The sequence below is a fragment of the Pseudomonas sp. genome (assembly GCF_036404235.1).
In the GTDB taxonomy this organism is placed as follows: Bacteria; Pseudomonadota; Gammaproteobacteria; order Pseudomonadales; family Pseudomonadaceae; genus Aquipseudomonas.
The window spans coordinates 1-5946 of the sequence record NZ_DASWOT010000012.1 but is presented as its reverse complement, the minus strand read 5'-3'; the positions used below and the strand labels follow the sequence as shown (position 1 = coordinate 5946).

The window sequence follows — 5946 nt, the reverse complement described above, 5'->3', positions numbered from 1 at the left end:
GAACAATGCGAAGGCCAGACCGACGCTAAGGGCGAACGCCATTCGTTTCATGGTTTCACCTCCAGCCAGTTCTTGGGATTCTCGGTCGGTGCAATCACCGACCGGCGGGAGCACGCGCCGGCGAACTGCTCGCGCGTTGGCTGATCCTCGATTTTCTGGATGCGGTCGGGCGCGCAGTTTGCCGCGTTCACCTCGGGCATTTGGGCCGGCTGCTTGTTATCGCATCCGGCGACCAATGCGACGAGAACGGCGGTCATGAGGACCGTTGATTTCTTCATATTCTGGCCCTCCTACGGCTTCACTTGCAGCCAGTTTTTCGGGTTGGGAGTCTTCCCGATCCTGGGTTCCGTCGATGCCTTATGCGCGGCTTCCTGCTGCGCCTCACGGTCGGTTTGGGCCTGCAACTGCGCACCGATGGCGTTCTGCTGCGCGAGAAGCAGGCCACGGATTTGCAGGAGCTGGTTGGACTGCTGGCTTGCGATCTGGTTAGCGTAGCCGATGGCTTCCATCTGCCCTTTCGCGCCCTGCGCCTGCGATTGCAGCCGTTCAAGCTGCCGCGCGTCTGACTTGAGATTTTCCTGCTGATCTTTGATGCCCTTGAACAGCGCATCATTTGCGGCCTTTTGCGACTGTGAAGCCAAAGCGCGAGTCTTTTCCAGCGCGGCGCGCTCGGTGTCAGAGCAGCCGGCCGAGGTGAAGCACGGCGACGATTTGTAGTAGGACACGTCCTGGAACTTGCTCAGGTAAGCGTCCAGGCTGCCGGCCTGATTGGTGAGGTTATTCAGGGTGTCGATGGACTGCATCAACCCGTTGATGGTGGACTGTGCCTGATCCCAAATGTAGGCGGCGGGCGCGACCGTGTTTTGCAGCATGTTTTCGTACTGCTGCAACTGCGTTGCGTATTGCTCGATTTGCTTCTGGACCTGCGCGACCTGCTGAATCGCGGTGACGGTCGTTTGCGACAGGTTGGTTCCGTCGATAACCGGGATGCCGGCGTACGCCGGCATCGAAGCGACGCCAAGGGTCACGGCGATGGAGAGAGCGATTTTAGCCGCTAAATTTTGCGACCTCGCAGTGAGTAGCTCTCGCCTGTTTCTCAGGGGGCTGTTTGTTTTTGCGTGCATTGCGTTGACCTCCATCAGTCACTTTCGAATGTGTGCCTGATATTGCCCTGCAATGCGGAATCATATCGACCTAATAATTGGCAAAAATGGTTGACATGAGAAATAGTTATTCAAAAGTGCAGGGACTACAGATTGCTAGGCGCTGCCTAGCCAGCGACGTTTTCCGTTCTCCTCCGTCTCGCTTGCTGTAATCAGCCGAACCTCACGAGCCGGCGGTAGCCGGCCAGCCTCGCAGAGCAGGATTCCCATTGAGTGCCACCGGCGCGAATAAGGGACAGTGAAGATAGCTAATCGGCTCCGCCGATTAGCTATCTTCACCTATCCTGCCCGCCTTACGGCGTTGTTTACACCAAGGAAAGTTTTGGTCGCGTTTTGTGGATTCCTCTGTAAACGCCGAGCCGAACGTGTGTACGCGTCAGATGCACGGCATTACAGGAAAACACAGAGGTTTCCTGCCGATTTCCGCGCGAATTCCTAGACATTTCCCCGCGATTTCCACACGCTGTTTGCAGATGCAGCCGATCCGAATTCTAAGTTGCAGGAGCGACCGCTGCGTACCGTTGGGAACAATCTCTCCGGATTGGAAAATTGTGTGGACGCCGAGGGAATTGGTTTTTAGCCGCTAAAGAACGGCGGTTGCCCTACTCCGCCCAATGGCGAGGACGGCTATCATGTCGCCTCCGATATCTCGTATGGAGGCAGAAGTGATGGTGTTGAAGGGGCTTGTGGTTGGCGTGCTGATGGGATCAGTGTTGGTCGGCTGCGGTGACGATGCCAGTGCGGATAAGCAGTACGACGTGAGCGACGAAACATGCAAAGCGGATTATTGGAAGACCTTGCCTGCAGGAAAGTCGCGCGATGACCTGGTAGCGAAATGCTTGCGCCGTGGCGAATACAAGCACTCAGAGCCGAAAACCTGGTAAAGCGGCCCGGGCCGGCTCGGCTCGGCTCGGCTTCCGAACCTGACGCCCGAAACGGTCAACGAACGGCCTGTACGAATGCAGAAAAGCCCATATTTTCCGTGCTTTCGTACTTCCATGCTCTTGATTTGTTACGACTTCATTGACACTTGAGGGGCGGCTTCTCGCGGAAAGAATAATAATATTCTTACCGACATCAAGCCGCCAGTTCGCTCCGTGCGGACCAGTCGCAACCGACGCCAGCCTGAAAACGCGAGCTTCGGTCCGTGGTGCGATTTTCGGGTCGCTAGGCTACCTAACCATTACCGAACCGCTTTGGGCGGTCTCCTGACCGTCCTGCGCGCTCTTGCAGGGTATTTAATCTGGTCGCCTCCTATTCCGTCCGCATTGTGCGGATGTAGGACGCTTCATGAAGCGAAACCGGAAACCGACGTTTTAGGTTGAACGCCAGGAGGAGCGGTAGGCGCATCCGGCAGACGCTCTCCTTCCTTGGTGTTCAACCGTCGGCCCGTGGCCGACCGGCAAGGCCGGACCGCGCCTCAAGCGCGGGCTGTGCCGCGCAGGATCTGAATATCCTGAATATCCTGCCAACTCCGGGCGGGTGTGCGACGTTTCGGGCGGGTGCGCGACGCTATCGGGCGGGTGTGCGACGCTATCGGGCGGATGTGCGACGCTTTAGGCGCCACCGGCACCTTTTTTTCTCACGCGGTCGCCATCCAGAAACAGGCCGAGCGCATTCAATTCGTCAGCGTCTTCCCTCAGCCTGAATCGTGCATTGCCTTGCTTGGCACGGTCCCAGCCACGGCTACGATAACGGTGTCTAAATACCAACCACCCGCCGGCTCGACTTTGTGGCTCAAGACGTGCCTTGCGACGGCTTGGCTGATGCCATGCCGTAGGCGAGCAATGGGGGCCGGGTCGTAGTACAAGCTCAAATCATGTTCGAGCAGCATCACAAGCGCAACACCAAGCCGCACCCGCCAGAGGCTCCGTTCTCCCCCCGTCAGGGGATCGGGACGTGTCATGGGCGAAGGGATAACATGGTCAATCAATCCGCCGATGATTGGAAAATCGAATTGCGGGGTCTCGATTGTGATCGTCGCGGTGCGTAATTCAACCAACAGCTTTTCGATCTGCGTAAAGCTGTACCGGCTGTCAGACAGTGTCTTTCGCACACGGGCGGGGTCCACCAGAAGCTCAACGCCACCATCTGAGATATCGCGCCGACGTTCAGCGCAGTACAAGACTGCCTCCACAATATCGGCGTGCCGCTGCCCTAACCTACCGGTGACGCGGCAGCGCCCGAAAGACGTGTCCACCCAAATTCCTTCGCGCAGGCGTGGGCGCTGACTAGGCTGATATAGCATCACCCGTGCCTGCGCGCTCGTACTGGTAGGGGTCACGGCATTACCACCGCTCATCGTCCCTCCCATTCACGACGTGCAGGCTGCTCTCCTTCTTCACCTCCACCAGTTCTACCGGCCGCAACACGCCGCCGGCGTGCCTCAAGTACCAGCGATCAAGTTCGGTAGCGTCGTAGTTCTGCTTGGATACGCCGAAGCGCACGAAGTAGCCGCGCCGCTCGTTGCCGATGGGCTGCCGCTCATAGACGCGATCACTCAGACGCTTGGCCTCATCCGCGGTCATCTTCGCCACGAAGCCACACCAGCGGGCATTGTCGATTAGAGCTGACGCGCCTCTCGCAGCCTGCTGCTGATCGGCCAGCCCCTCGCGGGCGCTACCTTTGCTGACGTGGTGCAGGTACAGGACTGATGCGCCGGTGCTGGCCGCAACGTACTCAAGGGTGGCGACAAGACGCGCCATGTCGCCGTTGCTGTTCTCATCCAAGCCGTGAATCCGGCTTAAAGTATCGAGCACAATCAGCCGAGCACCAGCGCTAGTCTCAATTAGACGGGCCAACTCTGATTCTTTCATCACGTCCATGCGCTGCCCCATGATCGGCATAACGCTCAGGTTCTCCGCGATGGCTTCCCGAGCCTGCTGATCAAGGTACTTGCCAATAGCGTGAACTCGGCACACAAGCGCCGGCAGCGGGTCTTCTCCAGCGAGATAAATCACGCGTCCGGTGTGCTGCGGGTTGAAGCCCAGAAGGTCACCGCCCGCAACGCTGCACGCAATGGACATTGCTGCTTCCAGCGCCCAGAAGCTCTTGCCAGTGGCTCCAGGCGCTACCAGCGCTCCGACTGTTCCCGCAAGGAAGCCGGGCCATATGAAGTCAAGTACAGGCGGCTCATTCTCGAATGCCGCCCGCAAATCAATGGCCACAATTCAGCCCCCCATTCCGGGGCGACGGGCCTGGATGCCCGACAACTTGCGGGCCTCAATCCATTCCTCGACATCGGCCAAATCCCACACAACATTTCGGCTAGTGAGCGCAATCCGGCGGGGGAATTCTCCCCGTTGCTCCAGGTTGTAAATCGTGCGCTCGCACAGCGGGATCATCGCCAGTAGTTTTTTCTTGTTGATTAGGGTCCTGTTCGTCGTTGCCTGCATGCATTGACCTCCGTCAGTCACTTTCTAATGTGTGCCTGATCATGCCTTGCAACGCAGTATTGCATCAGCCTAATAATTGGCGATAATGGTTGACATGAAAATTAAATCGACCATTGCCGTTTGGGAGGGATGCGATCCCACAGTCTCAGAAGCCATCGGACAGCTTCAGGATCGCTGGCATCCATACTCCAGGTATTCAAAGCGCTACCCCATCGTTCGGCTGATACAGGAGCTAATCGACCCCGCTATGGCCGCATACACGGCGGTGCTGCCACAACGCTACCTGGGCCACGTCCCTGGCGCGGGAACAGGGGTGAGCTTCAGCGAGATCATTCGGTTGGTGGGGCTTGATGCGATGGTTCGCGTGCAGCGGCAGTTGCTACGCCAGTTCGTCAAAACCGTGGACAAGCAATCCACGAGGGATGAGCGATTTGTGGCGACGCTGGAAACGTTGATCGAATTGGTTGGGGACTGCGCCTGCAAACGACCGGCAAAGTCCCGAGTACGCACCACCCGCCTGAATGGCGAACGTCGACAAAGTTTTTGCAGGTTCTGCGGGTCACTCACCGAACTCGCCTTGTACGCTGACGGGAACGACACCCCGAAGGCAAATGATCTGGAGGAAGAACTTCGGCTGAGCAGCCAATACTGCGTGGATCACCGGCCAAGATTGCCAAGTGGCATATGGAACCCAGCCTACCGGCAAGCGAAGCGATCGGTCGCTCAGTTCGATCTCGAATTGGCCCGGCTTAGCCAGCAAAGTGCAAAGCCCGCCACTCCCCAAGTTAAATCGGGGGATCAACTGGTTGACAGCTACGTCTTTCACTACGTGGCGGGTCAATACTTACAACCAGCAGACACAGCCGACCTCCGCAATCAAGCGCGGCAAATGGTGGACGCAAAACTGTCGGACCGTAAAAAGCAGATGCTGATGCTCCAGTGGTCAGGACACAATCAGTCGGAGATTGCAAGAAGGCTAGGCATCGAGCGCCAGGCCGTATCTAAGGCCATTGCCGCAATCCCCGAGAGATTTCACCTAAAACCAACGAAGCGCCATGGCCGGTAAATCCTTTGCGGCCTGGACCCTTTTTGCTCGTGTGGAAATCATGGGGAACTGTTGAGGAATTCGCGCGGAAATCGGCAGGAAACCTCTGTGTTTTCCTGTAATGCCGTGTATTTGACGCGTACACACGTTCGGCTCGGCATTTACAGAGGAATCCACAAAATGCGACCAAAACTTTCCTTGGTGTAAACAACGCCGTAAGGCGGGCAGGATAGGTGAAGTAGGCCCACCCGCAAGCGGGTGTTCCTTCTTCACTGTCCCTTATTCGCGCCGGGGGCACTCAACGGGAATCCTGCTCTGCGAGGCTGGCCGGCTACCGCCGGCT

At 57.7% G+C, this 5946-nt stretch carries 7 protein-coding genes; 2 read left to right on the top strand and 5 right to left on the bottom strand.

What is annotated here, in order from left to right:
* Positions 1-47 precede the first annotated feature (47 nt).
* Both trbK (VGC62_RS01195) and trbJ read right to left on the bottom strand, forming a co-directional pair.
* Complete coding sequence (trbK, locus tag VGC62_RS01195; protein ID WP_331185272.1) at positions 48-278, bottom strand: entry exclusion lipoprotein TrbK; 231 nt, start codon at positions 276-278, stop codon at positions 48-50.
* A gap of 12 nt (positions 279-290) precedes the next feature.
* Entirely contained in the window at positions 291-1124 is an 834-nt protein-coding gene (gene trbJ / locus VGC62_RS01190; protein ID WP_331185271.1) for a P-type conjugative transfer protein TrbJ, read from the bottom strand.
* A gap of 671 nt (positions 1125-1795) precedes the next feature.
* Here trbJ and trbK (VGC62_RS01185) point away from each other — a divergent pair.
* Positions 1796-2047: an entry exclusion lipoprotein TrbK gene (gene trbK, locus VGC62_RS01185; RefSeq protein WP_331185270.1), complete on the top strand. Its 252-nt coding sequence runs from the start codon at positions 1796-1798 to the stop codon at positions 2045-2047.
* 755 nt (positions 2048-2802) lie between these two features.
* Here trbK (VGC62_RS01185) and VGC62_RS01180 read toward each other — a convergent pair.
* The 3 genes from VGC62_RS01180 to VGC62_RS01170 form a co-directional block, all read right to left on the bottom strand.
* Positions 2803-3363, bottom strand: coding sequence for an ABC transporter ATPase (locus VGC62_RS01180; RefSeq protein WP_331185269.1), 561 nt, complete (start codon positions 3361-3363; stop codon positions 2803-2805).
* 88 nt (positions 3364-3451) lie between these two features.
* Complete coding sequence (locus VGC62_RS01175) at positions 3452-4330, bottom strand: helicase RepA family protein (RefSeq protein WP_331185268.1); 879 nt, start codon at positions 4328-4330, stop codon at positions 3452-3454.
* 3 nt (positions 4331-4333) lie between these two features.
* Positions 4334-4558 (bottom strand): helix-turn-helix transcriptional regulator, encoded by a 225-nt coding sequence (locus tag VGC62_RS01170; protein WP_200012268.1) that lies wholly within the window; start codon positions 4556-4558, stop codon positions 4334-4336.
* Positions 4559-4652: 94 nt separating this feature from the next.
* Here VGC62_RS01170 and VGC62_RS01165 point away from each other — a divergent pair, with 94 nt between their 5' ends.
* On the top strand, positions 4653-5624 hold the full coding sequence (locus tag VGC62_RS01165; protein WP_331185267.1) for a LuxR family transcriptional regulator: 972 nt from the start codon (positions 4653-4655) through the stop codon (positions 5622-5624).
* Positions 5625-5946 lie beyond the last annotated feature (322 nt).

Excerpts from the sequence above, each read along its gene's own strand:
- trbK (WP_331185272.1), bottom strand. The coding sequence starts at position 278 with ATGAAGAAATCAACGGTCCTCATGACCGCCGTTCTCGTCGCATTGGTC.
- trbJ (WP_331185271.1), bottom strand. The coding sequence starts at position 1,124 with ATGCACGCAAAAACAAACAGCCCCCTGAGAAACAGGCGAGAGCTACTC.
- trbK (WP_331185270.1), top strand. The coding sequence starts at position 1,796 with ATGTCGCCTCCGATATCTCGTATGGAGGCAGAAGTGATGGTGTTGAAG.
- VGC62_RS01170 (WP_200012268.1), bottom strand. The coding sequence starts at position 4,558 with ATGCAGGCAACGACGAACAGGACCCTAATCAACAAGAAAAAACTACTG.
- VGC62_RS01165 (WP_331185267.1), top strand. The coding sequence starts at position 4,653 with ATGAAAATTAAATCGACCATTGCCGTTTGGGAGGGATGCGATCCCACA.